This is a genomic window from Thermococcus aciditolerans (genome assembly GCF_008152015.1).
GTDB lineage: Archaea > Methanobacteriota_B > Thermococci > Thermococcales > Thermococcaceae > Thermococcus > Thermococcus celericrescens.
Map to the genome: position 1 here is coordinate 1,896,325 of NZ_CP041932.1, position 16,741 is coordinate 1,913,065.

The following is a 16,741-nucleotide window of genomic DNA, read 5'->3' on the forward strand; positions in this document are numbered from 1 at the left end:
AAAGATTTCTCTGTTAATGCCATATGCAATAATACGTTTTAAAATCGAAATATTTATATTGTAAACGTACAATACAGTGCTCCGATGACGGGCGTAGTGCCCCGATGCTGAAATAAACCAGACCATGAATCGAGGTGTCTAGAAATGAAGGGTTGGAAGGCTGTGGTATTGGCCCTTTTCCTGATAGGCATTATGGCCGGAATGGCCGCTGCGGCACCGACAAAGCCCATCGTTCGGAATAACAGCACCCAGCAGAAGAACTACGGTCTTATGACTCCTGGACTGTTCAAAAAGGTCCAGAGGATGGACTGGAACCAGGAGATCAGCACGGTTATAATGTTCGGCAGTCCACAGGACAGGGATATGGCCGTGAGGGTACTAGAAACCATGGGAGCGCAGATTAAATACTCCTACAAGATAATCCCCGCCGTCGCGGTTAAAATGAAGGTCAGGGACCTCCTGCTCATCGCCGGCATGATCGACACCGGCTTCTTCGGCAACACTGAGATCTCTGGAATAAAGTTCATTCAGGAAGATTACAAGGTTCGGGTCTCAGATGCTACTTCCGTCGCCCAGATACAAGCGGACACCGTCTGGAACTCCCTCGGCTACGATGGCAGCGGTATCGTTGTTGCGGTTATTGATACCGGTATAGATGCGAGCCACCCCGACCTCCAGGGTAAAGTCGTAGCCTGGTACGATGTCGTCAACGGCAAGACCACCCCCTACGATGACAACGGACACGGAACCCACGTGGCCGGTATCGTTGCCGGAACCGGCGCGGTCAACTCCCAGTACATCGGCGTCGCCCCCGGAGCGAAGCTCGTCGGTGTCAAGGTTCTCGCCGCGGATGGCTCAGGAACGATCTCGGATATAATCGCGGGCGTTGACTGGGTCGTCCAGAACAAGGACAAGTACGGAATCAAGGTCATCAACCTCTCCCTCGGCTCAAGCCAGAGCTCCGACGGTACCGACTCCCTGAGCCAGGCCGTTAACAACGCCTGGGCCGCCGGGCTTGTCGTTGCCGTTGCCGCCGGTAACAGTGGACCCAACACCTACACCGTCGGTTCTCCGGCAGCCGCCGACAAGGTCATAACGGTCGGAGCAGTCGACAGCACCGACACCATAGCCAGCTTTTCCAGCAGGGGACCGACGGCAGATGGCAGGCTCAAGCCAGAAGTCGTTGCCCCGGGTGTTGACATCATAGCTCCCCGCGCCAGCGGAACCAGCATGGGCACCCCGATAGACAACTACTACACCAAGGCCTCCGGTACGAGCATGGCCACTCCCCACGTTGCGGGCCTTGCGGCCCTCATACTCCAGGCCCACCCGACTTGGAGCCCGGACAAGATAAAGACCGCCCTCATCGAGACCGCCGACATAGTCAAGCCCGACGAGATAGCGGACATCGCCTACGGTGCCGGTAGGGTGAACGTTTACAAGGCCATAAACTACGACAACTACGCCAAGCTCGTCTTCACCGGCTCGGTTGCCAACAAGGGAAGCGCCACCCATGCCTTCGACATCAGCGGTGCGACCTTCGTCACGGCCACGCTCTACTGGGACACCAGCTCAAGCGACCTCGACCTCTACCTCTACGACCCCAACGGAAACCAGGTGGACTACTCATACACCGCCTACTACGGCTTCGAAAAGGTCGGCTACTACAACCCCGCCGCGGGAACCTGGACGATTAAGGTCGTCAGCTACAGCGGTGCAGCCAACTACCAGGTCGACGTCGTCAGCGACGGCTCTCTGAGCCAGTCCAGCGGGACCACTCCCTCCCCCAGCCCGACACCGACCACCGACAGCCAGACCTTCACCGGTTCCGTCCATGACTTCTGGGACACCAGCGACAGCTTCACCATGACCGTCAACAGCGGCGCGACCAAGATAACCGGAGACCTGACCTTCGACACCAGCGCCCACGACCTCGACCTCTACCTCTATGACCCCAATGGTAGCATTGTTGACCGCTCTGAAACCTCCAACAGCTACGAGCACGTTGAATACCTCAACCCAGCACCGGGAACCTGGAAGTTCCTTGTTTACGCCTACAGCACCTCAGGCTGGGCCAGCTACCAGCTCGACGTCGTTGTCTACTACGGCTGAAGGTTTTTAACACCCTTTTCTTTTCTCTTTGAGGTGGTTGAAATGAGGCGGATTCTAGGGGCAGCGCTCATCCTGATGATCATCGGATTATCCCTCCCGATGGGGAGCGCTAAAATCGAGCCGTACGTTTACAAGCCCACCGTTCCCGAAACTGCCTTTGCGGTTCTTGCCCTTTACCAAACCGGGGACTATGATAAGGTTCTTGAGGGGTGCGAATGGCTCGTGGCGTTGAAGACGCCCTTTGATTCATGGGGAATGGCCTACGGGGAAGAACACATGGCAAAGTACACCGCAATGGCCATGCTGGCCCTTATGCGCGGTGAAAACATCGCCAGAGGCCGTTACCGTGATGTTCTTAACGGCGCCGCATACTGGCTGATATACAAGCAGAATCCCGACGGCTCGTGGGAGGACTACACCGGAACGGCGCTTGCGGTTATTGCGCTCAAGGAATTCCTGAACGGGTACATCAACGAAAACCTTACGGGGTTCGAAAAGCAGGTGAGAGATGCCATAAACCGCGGGGAGGGCTGGCTGATAGAGGCCAAGCCAAAAACCGATGCAGAACGGATATTTGGCTACCTCGCCCTTGGAAAAAAGGACGAACTTGAAAAGATGGGTGCTGAAGGTGAGCTGAAAGCCTACCGCGCCTTTGCCCTGGCTTACCTCGGGGAGAAGGTTGAGCTCAGCGACGATTTTGAATCCACCGTTGCTATGGCGATGGCCCTGTACTCCACCGGGGATGAGAAGTACCGCAGGGAACTGCTCGAAAAGGAACACTTTGGATTCTGGGGCGTTCTCCACTACCGCGTTCTCGACCTGCTGAGCGCTTCCAAGGTAGGGGGCTTTGAAGACCTGAGGGACATCGCGTGTCCGTATCTCGGGAAGATAACCCCTGGAGACGACTGGGAAAGGGTAATCCTGGCCGATTACTACCTGCTCTGCAACATGACCCCAGAGCTTCCCTCCAATCATTCCGGGCTGTTTCCGTGGCAGGTTGCCGAGATTGCCCGGGTGAAAGCCCTCCTCGGGGAAAACTACTCGGACGAGGTGGGCTATCTTCTAAGCACTGCCAGAAACGGGGTCTGGAAGGACTTTTACAACACCGCGTACGTGGTGTGGGTGCTCAGGAAACTGAACGTCAGCCACGACTACGGCGCCTCTCTCAGCTACCTCTCAAACAACCTTACCTGGATGCTCAAAACGAAGGATCCAAAAACTGGAAACCCCGTTTATTACAACGTCCCCACATACTACTTCGCCTATGCCCTCATAGTCTTCAGCGAGTTTGGAATGGAGAAGGAGCTCAACGAAACCCTGAACCTGCTCGCGGAAAGGCAGTATCCCAACGGCGCGTTTCCATACACTCCCGGCTCGGTGGCGGGACTAACCTCCACCGCAAAGACCGTCTGGGCACTCCAGCGGGCGGGACTTGCGAATACGACCGCATACACCAAGGGTGTTTCATTCCTCAGGAATGTCCTCTACGCCGATATTCCAAAGACCACCGTGGAGGGCGGCGTGGCAAGGCTGACCAACGCCACCTTCCTGCTAATCCGGGACGGAAGGTACGTTGGGAATCTAACGGACGAGGCCAAGGTGTCCGAGCTGGACGGCTACGTGGTGATATACCCCTCCCAGAATCCAGTAATGATAAGTGCCTACGTGGTAAAAGGCTTTAGGGCGGCAGAGGGGGTCGGAGAGAACGACAAAATCGCGTACCTGTACATCGGTGCGGGTGCCCTTCTGATAGCCATGGCAGTGCTCATCATGAGAAGAAAAGAACGCGGAGGGGAGAGGGAGAAGAAATAAACGGCTCTTTTAATTTTTCATGTCGTCGAGGCCTCTTCGTCGTTGTAGAGCTCGTCGCCGAGGGTAATCCTGCCCTCGAAGCCCTTCGAGCCCTCGAGGGTCTGAATCCTGAACATGTAGCTCTTGTACCAGTTGTAGGACGGCTTGACCTTGACCGGGAGGAGCTTCCAGGCGCGCGTTTCCTCCTCGTAACCCCAGTTCACGTACTCGTTGAAGTTCCTGATGATGTCGGTGATGACGACTCCGAACTCGTTGAGGAGAACCCTCTGGATTTCCCTCCATTTGTCGAGCGAGCTCTCGCGCCTCGTTATGCCGAAGTAGCCGGCGCAGCCGGGCCCTTTAAGCGTCGCTATTCCCCTGCCGACGAATGCCCTTATGGCGTCAACCGTCTCGGGAGGGTCTGTGATGAAGGTGTCGAACTTGTGGAGCGCGTAGTCCGGGAGCGGCTCGCGGAGGTCGAAGGTGAACATCTCGATGTTCTCGTAGCCGAGCTCGTCGGCGGTCTTCTCGATGAACTTCACAAGGCGCTCGTCTATGTCGAGGACGGCAATGCGCTTCGGCAGGCCGCTAAGCATGAGGGCTATGCTGGTCAGGTCGTCATCGCCGAGGACGAAGACCTCCTTGTTCTCAAGGTCCCCGCGCGTGTGCATGAGGGCTATCCTGGCGACGGTCGTCTCGGGGGTAACGTAGGCCTGGTCGAAGTCATGCTTAGGCTGCGGCCTGTCCTTGACTATCTCCTTAAACTGCTCGAGAAGGTCGCTGAAGGCATCCAATTCGACCGTCTTGCCCTCGCAGTGGGAGCAGGTGTAGTCCTTTCTGGCGCCAATCCCATACTTCTCCACCAGCTTCCTGCCGCTCTGGGTGAGGACGACGCTCGGGCCGTCGAAGGCCACGTAGCCAAGCTCGTGGAGCGCCGTAATGACGGCAACGACGAGCGGGAGCGGCTCCTCGCTGAGGTCAACGATTCTCCAGACGTCTCTACTCGCCTGGATGGCGCTCAGAACGTTCTCGACCGTTCTCTCGTAAACGGGGATGCTCGTCTTCTCCCTAACCTTCTCCACTATCTCCCTCATCGCAAGCACCTCCAGAAGCATTTTTTGTTCGTGAACGGGGTTAAGGTGGGTCTCTTTTAAGGTTTTCCCAGCGGCAAGTTTAATAAACCATCCCCCGATTGGGTCTCCGATGATAGGCCCCGTGGGAGACGACTTCGTCAAAAGGTACCGCCTCGAGTACAACCTGGATGCCCTTGAGCGGGTTAGGGGAGATATCGGCGAAGAAGCCTATTCCCGTCTGAAAGCCTTGGTAGAATACCGCCTTTACGGGAAGGAGTTTGACCGCTCACCTATTGACGTGAAGATAGCCCTCGCCTTTTCTGCCGGTTCGGACAGCACGGCGTCCCTCAAAATACTCAGATGGGCAGGCTTCAACGTCGTTCCAGTGATGGCAAAGCTCCCCCAGATGAGGGAGCCGGTTCTCCTCAATGCCATGACGCAGGGTGCGGTTTTCGTGGAGATACCAGGATATATGGACGAGATGAGGGAGCAGATAAGGAAGGGGGCACCGGTTTGCGGCCGCTGCCACACGATGGTTATGGACGCCATCGAAGACTACGCCAGGAAGAACGGGATAAAAATCGTCGCTTCAGGCGACCTCCTGAGCTCCGGCCTTATATCAATCCACAGGAATGGGGACGTGGTTATCCTGAACCTTCCTGCCTTTCTGGCCCTTGACAAGGGCGAGGCAATAGCAACCCTCGGACGAAAGTATGCCCTCGGCTTCGGATGCACCCTCTGGAAGTCCGCGGCGAAGAACTCACCGGTCCTGAAGAGGTTCGGCATTCAGAGGGTCTTGAGGGAGCTCCGCGCAAGGGCACTTACTCCCGAGATGGCGGAGAGGCTGATATTCGACATCCTATCCCAGTAGCTACCCATTTCTGACCCAAAAGGTTTAAATCTGTCATCCTGAACTTCACCCAGGTGGTGAATAATGGTCACGAAAGAGGAAGTTGAGAACGTTGTTAAAGCAGTCGTTGACGAGAAGTTCGTAAAATCCGTTGAGGTGAACGAGAAGGGGGACGTGGCGGTCACCCTCGCGAAGGACACCCCGAACATCGATGACGTGCTGATAAGGCTCAACGCGGAGCTCGGAAAGATTGGAGGAGTGGGCACCATAACGATAAACCGCGAGAGGGAGATGAAGGCCGAAGAGAACGCCGAGCTGAACAAAGATATGATACTGGAAAAGCTCAAGGAAGTTATCGACCCGGAGATAGGTGTGGACGTCGTCAACCTTGGCCTCATATACGAGGTAAATGTCAGGCCGGATAAAACCGTGTACGTGAAGATGACGATGACGACCCCAGGCTGTCCGCTCACGATGTGGATTCTCCGGGCCGTTGAGGACAAGGTTCTCGAAATCCCCGGCGTCAAGGACGCCGAAATCGAGCTAACCTTCGACCCGCCCTGGACGCCCGACAGAATCAGCCCGGAGTACAAGAAAAGGCTTGGACTCTACTGACCCATTCTGTCAATTTTTGTTCATCAACGGGCGGTTTGCTCCCTTTTTCTACGTATTTTCGTCTTTCAGCGTCCGTTCCTCCGACGAAAAGTTTATATTCGCCTGGGTTCATCTAAGTCCGGTGATGTTCCATGGCGTGGAAGGTTAAGATTGACCAGGACGTTTGTATCGGAGATGCCATCTGTGCCAGCCTCTGCCCGGACGTCTTTGAGATGGGCGACGAGGGCAAGGCCCAGCCGATCGTCGAGGTTATCGAGGACGAGGCTCTCTACAACTGCGCCGTTGAGGCCGCTGAGGCCTGCCCGGTCAGCTGCATAACCGTTGAGGAGGCCTGAAGCCTCTTCTTTTTCCCCTTCATTACACGCCGCTTTTCTGAGAGATTTAGAAGATAAAAGAGAAAAGGTCACTCCAGGCTAAGCCCGAACTTCTCCGCCTGTTCCAGCACGTACTCCCTTATCTCTCTCGCCTTTGGCAGCTCCGCCACTATCTCACCGTTCTCAATGAGCGGCTTGAGAAGCGGCTCAACCTTGGCCCCGCAGACGGGGCAATTTTCGAACTTCTTGTCGGCTGGAACGCGGTGGTAGTGCCCGTTCTCGCAGCGGTATATCTGCTTCCTTCCGCTGAGCTTTCCGCGCTTGGTCATAGGCTTCCCTTCGATCTCCACGATGTCGAGGGAGAAGTCAACCGGCTTGGCGCTAGCTATGCTTCCACCGACGCCGAAGGCATCGGCAACATCGGCCAGCCCCTTGAGGCTCTCCTCGTTGAGCCCGCCGCTGAGGAATATCTTGACGTGCCCGTAGCCCCGGAGGTCAAGCTCCCAGCGCACCTCTTCAACAATCTTCCTGAAGTTGCCGCGCCTTGAGCTGGGAGTGTCGAGCCTTACAGCATCAAGCCTCTCTCCGAGGGCTTCCGCGGCCATTAACGCTTCGAACTTCTCGTCGTAGAAGGTATCAATGAGGGCCGTCCTCGGAACCTCGGGCGGCATTACCTCGTCGTAGTACTTCCAGGCCTTTACCTGGTCGCCTACGGTTATGATGAGCGCGTGGGGCATGGTTCCAACGGGCTTCTCGCCGATCATCTCGGCCCCAAGAACGCCGGAAACACCGTCGCATCCGCCTATGAATGCCGAGCGGTCTATCATCGGGGCGATAGCGGGATGCATGTGCCTTATCCCGAAGGAGTAAACCGGCTTGAACTTCGCCGCTATCTTCGTCCTGAGCGCCGCGGTGGCTATGCCACTCGCCTGGCTGAGCATGCCGAGCATGGCGGTCTCATAGATTCCGAACTCCTCGTAAAAGCCTTCGATCTGCATAACCGGCTCGTAGGGGTGGAATATCGTCCCCTCGGGCATGGCGTAGACATTTATCGGCAGCCCTTCGAGAAGCTTTGCAACCTCCTCGATCCCCGCCAGGACACCCCACTTCCAGCCGTGCGGGAGGCTCGTCGTTGTGACATCGGCGAAGACCTTCTTGTGGATGCCCTTTTCTTCCAGAATCTTCTTTGTCCTGATGAAGTAAACGTCAGTGGTCTTTCCGGCTTTTATATCCTCCTCGTGGGCGATGTAGAAATCTCTCATCTTCCTCACCTGGGACAACTTTCCCCCTCCTGGATTTAAGGCTTTCCAGCGAAAGGCTTATAAGGTTAAAAACCGACCGGTCGGTAGGTGGAATTGTGAGGGTCTGCATCGTCTATGAGTCCAGGAGGGGCTCCACAGAGATGGTAGCACGGGCGATTGAAAAGGCCCTCAGAGATAATGGCTTTGATGCTCAGACATGGAGCGTGGGGCAGAATCCAGAGGTTGATGACTGCGACCTCGTGATCATCGGGACGCCGATTTACTACGAGAGACCGCTTCCCCAAGTGGTGAGGTTCATCGAAGAAAAGAGCGGCCTGGAGGGAAAAAGAGTTGCCGTCTTCATCCTTGCCATGGCACAGAAGTTCGGGAAGCTCGGGAAGGAATACACTGAGAGGAGATACCTGCGCCTGATGATGGAGCCTATTAAAGGCAGGGTCGTTTCTGCCAGAGCCTTCGACGGCTGGCTCTTCAGGGAAAACGAGGCAACAATCGTCGAGGCTGGGGCCTGGGCGGTTGAGGTGGCAAGACTGTGCAAAGGAGGTGAATGAATTGAGAGCTCTTATCGAATTTGTTGTGGAGAAGCCAAAGAGAACCGTTGTGATTGTTCTCCTTGCGACGCTCCTTTTTATGGCTTTTGCGTCGCAGCTTAAGGAAGAGACCAGTCTGAACGCCATGTTTCCCAACTACCCAGAGGCCAAACTGATGACGGACATCCAGCACGATTTTGGAAACGCTGAACCGGTTGTCATAATACTCCAGGGGGACAATGTCCTGACCCCGGAATACTTCTCAAGGGTGGCGGAGATAACTTCCAGACTGTTGAACAGCGATTCCATCAGCGATGCCCTAATTCACCCAAAGGAGCAAAGTATAGAATCCCTCCCGGAAATCCTGGCACTTTATCGGCTTTCCCTGGAGGGCAACATGCATCCTTCACAGTCCATGATTCTGGAGGAGATGCGTTCTTTCAAATCACAAGAGGAAATAACCGGGACATTCAGGGCATTTCTCTCCGATCCAAACGTTCCCAGGGACATGAAGGACTACGCGCTCTCCTTCCTGCCGAAGGATTTCAACGATGATACAATGAAGAGCGGGGAGATGGGGGTTTACGTATCGCTGAACGCCGGCCTGCCGGAGAGCAAGCTTGAGAGGGTTGAACGTGAAATAGAAACGGTCGCAAGAGGGGTAGACGCAAGCTCTCTAACGTATGGCTTTCAACTGCTCAATTACTATTACGTAAAAACAGAGGAACGTCTGGTTCCGGCCTTTGTTCTGGCCTTGATTCTGATACTGGCGCTTATGTTCTTTAACTTTAGGAATATCAGTGATGTTATCCTTTCCCTCCTCGCCCTCTTCCTGGCTATGATCTGGACGTTTGGCCTTGCAGGGGCGCTTGGATGGAAGTTCGACCTGATGGCTGGAATGGTTCCCATACTAATCCTGGGTCTTGGAATAGACTTCTCCTTCCACGTGCTAATGGGCTACCGCGAGAAACTCCGCGAGACGGGAACCTCAAGAAAGGCCATGAAAGTCGTGCTCTCCACAGTCGGCGTGGCACTTCTCCTGGCGATGATAACGACGGTAGTCGGCTTTTCCTCCAACGGCATCTCGGACCTTCCCAGCATGAGGCATTTTGGCTTCCTCTCGGCGTTCTCCATACTCTCGGTCTTTGTTTTGAACATAACCTTCGTCCCCGCCATTAGGGTGCTGATTGACGGTAGAAGGGAAAAAGGAACGGTCCCGGCCAAAAAGGCCAGGGGCGAACATCGTACGCTTAGGGTTCCGTGGTTCATCAACGGGAAGATAATAGCCGCAGTTCTATTCCTCGCCATCCTCCTGGTGGGTGCTGCCGGATGGTATCTGGGGCTTGGCATGAAGGCCTCCTACGACCCGACGGGAGAGCTGGCAAGGGACCTAAGCGTTACAAGGGCCTACGATCTGCTCAACGAGAAGTTCAGCGTTGGCACGGAGCGTGTCTACATCCGGGTGGACGGAGACCTAACGAATCCAGCACTCTGGGACGAACTCCAGGACGCAGTACGGAGAATGAATGATGACAAGTACGTCGTCGGGTCTAACGGCACCGCCAAGGTTGAGTGGATTCTAACGCTCGTCCCGTTCCTCTCGATGGAGAACCCAGAGGTCTTGAAAACATACGCCGCCGTTGACAGGAATGGTGATGGGTTCATTGGGGGGGATGCATCGCCGGAGGAGCTGAAAGACTTTCTAAGTGCCGTGTACAGCACACCCATGGGCAGGTACTACCTTCACCGGAACAAAAATGGGGGCTTCAATGGTCTGTTACTCGTGGTTCCCACCAGAACCGACTTCGGTTACCACGGAAAGGAACTCCTGAAGGAACTGCGGGATGACTTCGGAGGGGTAACGGCCAACGTTAGCTTCACTGGAGAGCCCATAATCTGGGCCAAAGGGCTCGACGACGTGAGGGATTCCATGCTCAACTCCATGTTCCTCTGCCTCCTCTTCGCTTTCATCGTCCTTCCGCTGGCCTTTGGACTCGCGCACCGCTCACCCCTCCTCGGACTGCTCGTGGCGGTTGCACCATTCCTCGTGCTGGGATGGCTCTTCCTCACCATGAGACTACTAAACATTCCGCTCAATACGATGACAGCCATGGTCGGGGCGATAATCGTGGGGATTGGCATAGATTACCCGATTCACATAGCCAACCGCTGGGCCCTGGAGAGAAGGGCGGGGAGGAACTTCAGTGAATGCTATTCGATTTCCCTCTCCAGCACGGGCAGGGAGGTCCTCTACTCAGCTTTGACGACCCTAATAGCCTTCGGCGTTCTCGTGACGATTCCAATTCCCATTATAACTCAGTTTGCAACTACCACCCTCTTTGGGCTGATTTACAGCTTTTTGGGTGCCGTTCTGGTTCTTCCGATTTTGATACGGTTATTCTGGCACGGGGGTACAGAGGAACATGGCCACGAAAACCGAAGCCCCGGAGCGGAGGCATGACACCGTGGAATGATAGCGAGAATCTTCTTTTTTCTTTTTGGATTCCGGAAATCCGGTAACCGGTTTGTACGAATCCCAAGAAAAGTATTTGAGGGGTGGGTTCAATATGATGGTGGTCGCGGGGGTGGTAACGTACCGTTGATAGTAAAACAAGGTGGGTATCATGAAGGGCGAGGAAACTAGGAGGCGGATAGTAAGGGCGGCCCTTGAGCTGTTCAGCGAGAGGTCGTATCACGACGTTTCAATGGAGGAGATAGCCAGAAAGGCGGGTGTCTCAAAGGGCGGTCTTTTTCACCACTTCCCGAGCAAGTACGAACTCGCAAAGGAGGCCCTCTTCTACGGCCTTGAGATATGGGGGCGGGAGGTTATTTCCAGGATTCAACCGCTGGAATCCGCGGAGGAGAGGCTCTGGGCGATAATAGACGCGTCCTTTGACTTTGTCATACAGAGCCTTAAGTTCTCCCGCTTCTTTCTTGAGGTCTATGAGGAAAGCTTAAAGCAAAAAAACGGATTGGACATCTGGAAGGCCTTCGGAAGCGAATACCTCGGGATTTTGGAGGACATTTTCAGGGAGATTGGGGCCGAAAATCCCCGGGTGAGGGCGTTCCTCCTCGGGGCGCTGGTGGATGGGTTTGCCCTGGACTACTTGGTATTCCGGGACGAGGTGTCGGTTGAAGAGGCCAAAAAAGAGGCGTTCCGAATCTTTACCTGCACAAAACGGTCGTGAGAAACCTATTTATGGCTGGAAAGCGTAGAGATAAATTGGTGATTGTATGGATGTCCCCATTGGTGAGCTCCTCTCCCTGAAAGGGAGGCGGGCCCTGATAACGGGCGCGGCATCTGGAATAGGCCGCGCGACGGCGTTGAGGTTTGCGGAGGCCGGCGCCGACCTGGAGCTTGTGGATATAGACGAGTTCGGACTGAAGGAAACCAAGGCGCTCGCCGAGGAGTTCGGCGTCGAGGTTAAGGTCCACCGCGTTGACCTTTCAAGGAAGATAGAGATAGACACCCTGTGGGAGTCACTGAAGGGCAGGGAACCGGATATCCTCGTGAACAACGCCGGCGTCTACTGGTTCAAGGACTTCACTGAGGTCGATGAAGGGTTCTACGAAAAGGTCATGGCGATAAACCTTGACTCCGTCTTCTGGATGTGTCAGCACTTCGTCCGGGCGAGGAAGGACAAAGGGGGAGTGATAATCAACGTGAGCTCGATAGAGGCGTTCCTGCCCTTTGCCAAGGGACTGGCGCACTACGACGCGGCCAAGCTGGGCGTGGTTGCCCTCACCAGGGCGATAGCGAGGGACTACGGGAAGAAAATCAGGGCCAACGTGGTGGTCCCGGGGGGCATAGAAACGGAAGGGGTAAAGAAGCTCAAGAAGGAGGCGATAATGAAGTTCGACATGGAGAAGATAGGCATATCTTTCAACTTCAACGCACGCCTCCCGATGGGGCGCTTCGGTCAGCCGGATGAGGTGGCCAGGGTCATGCTCTTCCTCGCGAGCGACCTGGCGAGCTACGTCAACGGGGCGATAATCCCCGTGGACGGGGGATTCCTCTCGACGTGAGCCATTAGAGCGTTGTACCAGTACATTATTAACGCAAGCTTCTGAGTTTTCTCCAGTGAGGCCGATGCGCAAGGATTTTGATATCGGTGAGGTGATTCCTGGAGGGGTTCTTCTGGTCTCCTACGGCCAGTACAGCCTCGGCTGGAAGATAGGTGTGTAGTATCTCAGAAGGGAAATAGAGAGGGGCGCCTTTGGAATCATCATGAACACCTTGACGGCCTCTACGAGCTGTTCGGAGGAAAGTTCCTGAAGAACATGATGCTCCAGTACCTGATCCGGTCAGAGAGACTCCTGAAGGAAGGCTACGACCACTGGACGATATTCATATCAACAGGGACACCATACCCAAGGAGCTCCACTCATGGATAATCAGTGCCAGTGACTACGTAATTCTGACAGAGGGCATAGTGGACAGAGAGAACCTGATAGAGAACACGGTTCTCTTGAAGAGCCTGGCCCCAGGTTTCTCTCAGGGGATGTTCCAGACGACGGTGCCGGCTGAGAGGCTGCAATGAGTCAGAAACTGAACGGAAGCTCCACCTCCTCACCTTTTTCAATTTTGTGAAGTTCCCGCCTGTAAGCCTCCAGCGGTCGGTCTTCAACCTTCAAGTAGCCCGCGAAGGTCTTTGGTCTCTCCTCGAGCTCGTCGAAGAACCTCGGGTAGTTCTTATCCCTGATGATGTGGTGGTCGAGTATTATTTCTGCTCCTGTTTCGCGGATTATCTCGCTGAGATTTTTAATGCCTGCCTCCCAGCTTCCCTCAGCGCGCTTACCGAGGTATGTCGGCGGTCCCCCAGTTATGAGCAGGTCTGGGGCCTTCTCGATTATCCACTCTACAGCTTTTTTGTTGAGCAGCTGAATATCGCTCGCGTGGATTACTCTCCTAGAGCTGTCATCTATGAGCGTCATCACAACGAAGCCGAGCCTGGAACCTTCGCTTCCGTGGGGGACGGCTGGAGAGAACTCCAACTCAACGCCGCCGAGGTCGAAGCTCCTTCCGTCGGCGAATTCGATGCCCCTGGCTATCGGCTCCGCTTTCTTAAGGAATGCCCATGCCCTCTTTTTCTGACTGAAGTTGATGTTCTCCCTCGGGTGCTTTATGAAAAGGAGCTTTCTCTCGTATATCTCCCTCGCGTAGCTCTCGCTTGAGCTCTCGTAGAGTCCCTCGAAGAATGGTGTGTAGTGGTCGTAGTGGTAGTGGGAGATAACGACGACGTCACTCCTCCGCGCGTAGCCCTGAAGCTTTCTCCTCATCTGTCGGAGGGCATCCATTTCAGCCTTCGCTGGTGGAAGGCCGTAGCGCTTCGGCCCGAGGGCGACACCGGGGTCGATGAGGATTTTTATTCCAGAGGCCTCTACGAACGTTGCCAGGCTCCTCACCCCAAGACTTTCGGCCGCGAGAGGAACGATGCGCATGGTCTTAGTTCGAGGTTTTCCTTTAAAGGTTGCTTCTCGTGCGCACACTTTGAGGCATTTTGATTTCTAGGACGACGGGGGACTTACGGTAACACAAAAGCTATTCGTTCGGTCTGTGAGAAAACTAAACTCCTTCTGCGGTTTTAGTTAAAAATCAAAAACTGTAACTACCCTAGTTACATAAATTTTATATCTCAGACTTTTTTCACGTTCTCATGGGGGTGCTGTATGAACAAGCGTCATGTTTTAAACCTACAAGAACTTAACAGAAAAGATATCCCTCTTGTAGGCGGCAAGGCTGCCGTCCTTGGCGAGCTGTTGGCTTCAGGTTTTCCAGTTCCACCTGGTTTCGTTGTAACGACTCTTGCCTATGATCTCTTTGTCTCAAGAAACCATCTGGACGAGGTCATTGAGCGCGCCCTGAAAGAGAGACCCGTTGATGGTGAGGCCATTAGAAAAGCATTCCTAAGCGCCCCAATACCTGAAGAGGTGGCGCAAGCTATTCGTGCTGCTTACCAAACTATGGGATCCGGGTCCGTTGCCGTGCGCTCGACTGCAACGGCTGAAGACATGCCTCATGCTGCGTTTGCTGGACAGCATGAGACTTTTCTTAACGTAGTCGGTGTCGATGCCGTTGTAGAGGCCGTACGCCGGTGCTGGGTTTCTCTATGGGATGACCGTGCAATAGCCTACCGTGAGAAGATGGGAATAGACCACAGAATGGCAAAAATGGCCGTTATAGTTCAACGTATGGTGCCGGCTGAGGCTTCGGGCGTTATGTTCACGGCCAACCCCATCACTGGGGCACGGGACGAAGTGGTTATAGGCGTGAACGTTGGACTCGGCGAAGCTGTTGTATCTGGTTTGGTGACACCGGATCACTACGTCCTTCGCAAAACCAGTTTTGGCTGGCGCATTGTAGAGAGGCGTCTTGGTCGGAGAGAAGTTGTTGTTAAGCCCAAGGCCGATGGGGGAGTTGAAGAGATCAAAACATCGAATGTCACTCAACCGGTTGTGTCGGACGATATTTTAAAAAAGCTTGCAGACCTCGGCGTTAAAATCCAGAGCTATTTTGGCAGGCCGCAGGACATCGAGTGGGCATTGGCCAACGGGGAAATATTCATCCTCCAAGCACGTCCCATTACTACACTCCCCGAGCCCATGCCAAGAGTGGGTAAACTTAACAGTATGCTCATAAGGACTCTAGCAGAGATAATCCCGGAGAGGCCCTATCCGCTGGACATGGTGTGGATTGAGACCATTTTCTCCAATGCAGTAGGCAAGATTGCGCGTTATTTCGGCATCAAAGTGCCTGCTTTGGAACAGATCTTCGTGGAGGAAGACGGTATAGCTGTAAAAGTTCGCCCTGACTTCTCCATACGTCCCTCATGGGGAGTGTTGCTGGCACCCTTCCGGCTGATATGGCTGGCTTTACGGTACGACTCAGCAAAATGGGAATCCGACCCGCTCCTCTCCGAGATTCAAGCCCGCGTTGATTCGTTGAAAAAGCGCGATCCGGAAGGAAGCACGTGGGAGGAGCTTCTTGATACGGTGCACGAGGCGCTCTCAATACCGTCATTAGCGGGTGAAATACGTAAGCGTTACCTCCCCAGAGCCTTGATATCTGCCGGGATAATATCCCTCTCACTGCGGACGCTTAGGCGCAGGCACCTGCTCTCAACCCTCCTCTTTACATGTATCAACACAAAAGTTACCGAGGCAAATGCTGAACTGGAGAAGCTCGCAGAGATGGTAAGGAAAAACCCTGAACTCATGGAGCTCTTCCGTAAATATGAGCCGAAACAGCTGATTTCCGTTCTTGAAAAAACGCCAGCAGGTCAAGAGTTCCTATCTGAATTCGAGGCATTCCTCGAAAAATACGGGCATCGTGAAGCCAGGGGCTCGGCGTTGATTTCCCATGGAACGTGGAAGGAGGAGCCGGAAGTCGTGCTTGGAATAGTCGCAAGTCTCGCCACCTCGGAGGTGAAACATAGCTCGTGTGCGAGATTTAGAGAGGCCCTCGATCAGGTACTGACCCATCCACTGCTGCGTTTAAGGCCTTTCCGCTCCACCTTCCTGAGCGTTCTTGAAGAAGCGCGCCAGCTCCACAGGCTCCGCGAGGACGGGCGCTTTTACGCTATGATGCCAATACCGATACTAAGACGCGCTCTATTGACAATGGGCAAACGCCTAGTAGAAGCCGGAGTACTGGAGGTTCCTCAGGACATCTTCTACCTAAAGCTAAGCGAAATAGAGCAGATAAAGAAGTGGCCACTTTCAGAAGATACTGCAGAGGAACTCCGTGCTCTCGTGTCTCGGAGGAAGGAAAAATGGGCGAGCCTAAAGGACAAGCCCTTCATAGACCCGCGGCTATTGTACGTCCAAGATACCTCTGAGGATGCACAGAGGGCTCTGCTGGTCGGCATACCCGGCAGTCCGGGAGTGGCAGAAGGTTATGCCCGTATAATCAGAGACAGCTCGGAGTTCCACAAGCTCCGGCCTGGAGATGTGCTGGTGGCACCTTACACAACTCCAGCCTGGACACCCCTCTTCCGGCTGGCGGTAGCGGTGGTGGTTGATACTGGCGGGCCGTTGTCCCACGCCGCAATTGTTGCACGCGAGTACGGCATTCCTGCAGTTATGGGAGCAGGGGTAGCAACGAAAGTGCTCAAGGACGGGCAGTACATCCGGGTCGACGGCAACAGGGGGTTGGTCTTCTCCGTTGAGACCGAGCGAGAGGAGGTGAGCAAATGAC

Annotated in this window: 13 protein-coding genes; 10 read left to right on the plus strand and 3 right to left on the minus strand. The window is 54.7% G+C overall.

Going from position 1 to position 16,741, the window contains the following annotated elements; all coding sequences use genetic code 11:
- The first annotated feature begins 144 nt into the window (after positions 1 to 144).
- Positions 145 to 2,112: a S8 family serine peptidase gene (locus FPV09_RS10405; protein WP_148883350.1), complete on the plus strand. Its 1,968-nt coding sequence runs from the start codon at positions 145 to 147 to the stop codon at positions 2,110 to 2,112.
- Between the two features lie 42 nt (positions 2,113 to 2,154).
- Entirely contained in the window at positions 2,155 to 3,924 is a 1,770-nt protein-coding gene (locus FPV09_RS10410) for a prenyltransferase/squalene oxidase repeat-containing protein (RefSeq protein WP_148883841.1), read from the plus strand.
- Between the two features lie 17 nt (positions 3,925 to 3,941).
- Here the strand turns inward: FPV09_RS10410 and bpsA are convergent, their stop codons facing one another.
- The gene (bpsA, locus tag FPV09_RS10415) at positions 3,942 to 4,997 is read right to left on the minus strand and encodes a N(4)-bis(aminopropyl)spermidine synthase (RefSeq protein WP_148883351.1); all 1,056 of its coding nucleotides are present in this window, start codon (positions 4,995 to 4,997) and stop codon (positions 3,942 to 3,944) included.
- 109 nt (positions 4,998 to 5,106) lie between these two features.
- Here bpsA and FPV09_RS10420 point away from each other — a divergent pair, with 109 nt between their 5' ends.
- From FPV09_RS10420 to FPV09_RS10430, 3 genes are all read left to right on the plus strand, one after another.
- A complete protein-coding gene (locus FPV09_RS10420; protein WP_148883352.1) occupies positions 5,107 to 5,847 on the plus strand; it encodes an ATPase in 741 nt (246 codons plus the stop codon).
- Between the two features lie 63 nt (positions 5,848 to 5,910).
- The gene (locus FPV09_RS10425) at positions 5,911 to 6,441 is read left to right on the plus strand and encodes a metal-sulfur cluster assembly factor (RefSeq protein WP_058938347.1); all 531 of its coding nucleotides are present in this window, start codon (positions 5,911 to 5,913) and stop codon (positions 6,439 to 6,441) included.
- A 131-nt stretch (positions 6,442 to 6,572) separates the two neighbouring features.
- Complete coding sequence (locus FPV09_RS10430) at positions 6,573 to 6,776, plus strand: ferredoxin (RefSeq protein ID WP_058938348.1); 204 nt, start codon at positions 6,573 to 6,575, stop codon at positions 6,774 to 6,776.
- A 68-nt stretch (positions 6,777 to 6,844) separates the two neighbouring features.
- Here the strand turns inward: FPV09_RS10430 and FPV09_RS10435 are convergent, their stop codons facing one another.
- A complete protein-coding gene (locus tag FPV09_RS10435) occupies positions 6,845 to 8,017 on the minus strand; it encodes a nicotinate phosphoribosyltransferase (protein WP_148883842.1) in 1,173 nt (390 codons plus the stop codon).
- A gap of 95 nt (positions 8,018 to 8,112) precedes the next feature.
- Here FPV09_RS10435 and FPV09_RS10440 point away from each other — a divergent pair, with 95 nt between their 5' ends.
- The 4 genes from FPV09_RS10440 (at position 8,113) to FPV09_RS10455 (ending at position 12,570) form a co-directional block, all read left to right on the plus strand.
- Positions 8,113 to 8,565, plus strand: a complete 453-nt coding sequence (locus tag FPV09_RS10440; protein WP_148883353.1) for a flavodoxin family protein — start codon at positions 8,113 to 8,115, stop codon at positions 8,563 to 8,565.
- Position 8,566: 1 nt separating this feature from the next.
- Positions 8,567 to 11,005, plus strand: coding sequence for an efflux RND transporter permease subunit (locus tag FPV09_RS10445; protein ID WP_148883354.1), 2,439 nt, complete (start codon positions 8,567 to 8,569; stop codon positions 11,003 to 11,005).
- A 163-nt stretch (positions 11,006 to 11,168) separates the two neighbouring features.
- The gene (locus FPV09_RS10450; protein WP_148883355.1) at positions 11,169 to 11,732 is read left to right on the plus strand and encodes a TetR/AcrR family transcriptional regulator; all 564 of its coding nucleotides are present in this window, start codon (positions 11,169 to 11,171) and stop codon (positions 11,730 to 11,732) included.
- A 46-nt stretch (positions 11,733 to 11,778) separates the two neighbouring features.
- On the plus strand, positions 11,779 to 12,570 hold the full coding sequence (locus FPV09_RS10455; protein WP_148883356.1) for an SDR family NAD(P)-dependent oxidoreductase: 792 nt from the start codon (positions 11,779 to 11,781) through the stop codon (positions 12,568 to 12,570).
- Between the two features lie 516 nt (positions 12,571 to 13,086).
- Here the strand turns inward: FPV09_RS10455 and FPV09_RS10460 are convergent.
- On the minus strand, positions 13,087 to 13,986 hold the full coding sequence (locus FPV09_RS10460) for an MBL fold metallo-hydrolase (protein WP_148883357.1): 900 nt from the start codon (positions 13,984 to 13,986) through the stop codon (positions 13,087 to 13,089).
- 228 nt (positions 13,987 to 14,214) lie between these two features.
- Between FPV09_RS10460 and FPV09_RS10465 the strand changes: the two genes are divergently transcribed.
- Complete coding sequence (locus tag FPV09_RS10465; RefSeq protein ID WP_148883358.1) at positions 14,215 to 16,740, plus strand: PEP/pyruvate-binding domain-containing protein; 2,526 nt, start codon at positions 14,215 to 14,217, stop codon at positions 16,738 to 16,740.
- Position 16,741 lies beyond the last annotated feature (1 nt).

Coding starts and splice junctions, on each gene's coding strand:
- FPV09_RS10420 (WP_148883352.1), top strand. CDS start 5,107: ATGATAGGCCCCGTGGGAGACGACTTCGTCAAAAGGTACCGCCTCGAG.
- FPV09_RS10460 (WP_148883357.1), bottom strand. CDS start 13,986: ATGCGCATCGTTCCTCTCGCGGCCGAAAGTCTTGGGGTGAGGAGCCTG.
- FPV09_RS10430 (WP_058938348.1), top strand. CDS start 6,573: ATGGCGTGGAAGGTTAAGATTGACCAGGACGTTTGTATCGGAGATGCC.
- FPV09_RS10455 (WP_148883356.1), top strand. CDS start 11,779: ATGGATGTCCCCATTGGTGAGCTCCTCTCCCTGAAAGGGAGGCGGGCC.
- FPV09_RS10465 (WP_148883358.1), top strand. CDS start 14,215: ATGAACAAGCGTCATGTTTTAAACCTACAAGAACTTAACAGAAAAGAT.
- FPV09_RS10405 (WP_148883350.1), top strand. CDS start 145: ATGAAGGGTTGGAAGGCTGTGGTATTGGCCCTTTTCCTGATAGGCATT.
- FPV09_RS10410 (WP_148883841.1), top strand. CDS start 2,155: ATGAGGCGGATTCTAGGGGCAGCGCTCATCCTGATGATCATCGGATTA.
- bpsA (WP_148883351.1), bottom strand. CDS start 4,997: ATGAGGGAGATAGTGGAGAAGGTTAGGGAGAAGACGAGCATCCCCGTT.
- FPV09_RS10450 (WP_148883355.1), top strand. CDS start 11,169: ATGAAGGGCGAGGAAACTAGGAGGCGGATAGTAAGGGCGGCCCTTGAG.
- FPV09_RS10425 (WP_058938347.1), top strand. CDS start 5,911: ATGGTCACGAAAGAGGAAGTTGAGAACGTTGTTAAAGCAGTCGTTGAC.
- FPV09_RS10435 (WP_148883842.1), bottom strand. CDS start 8,017: ATGAGAGATTTCTACATCGCCCACGAGGAGGATATAAAAGCCGGAAAG.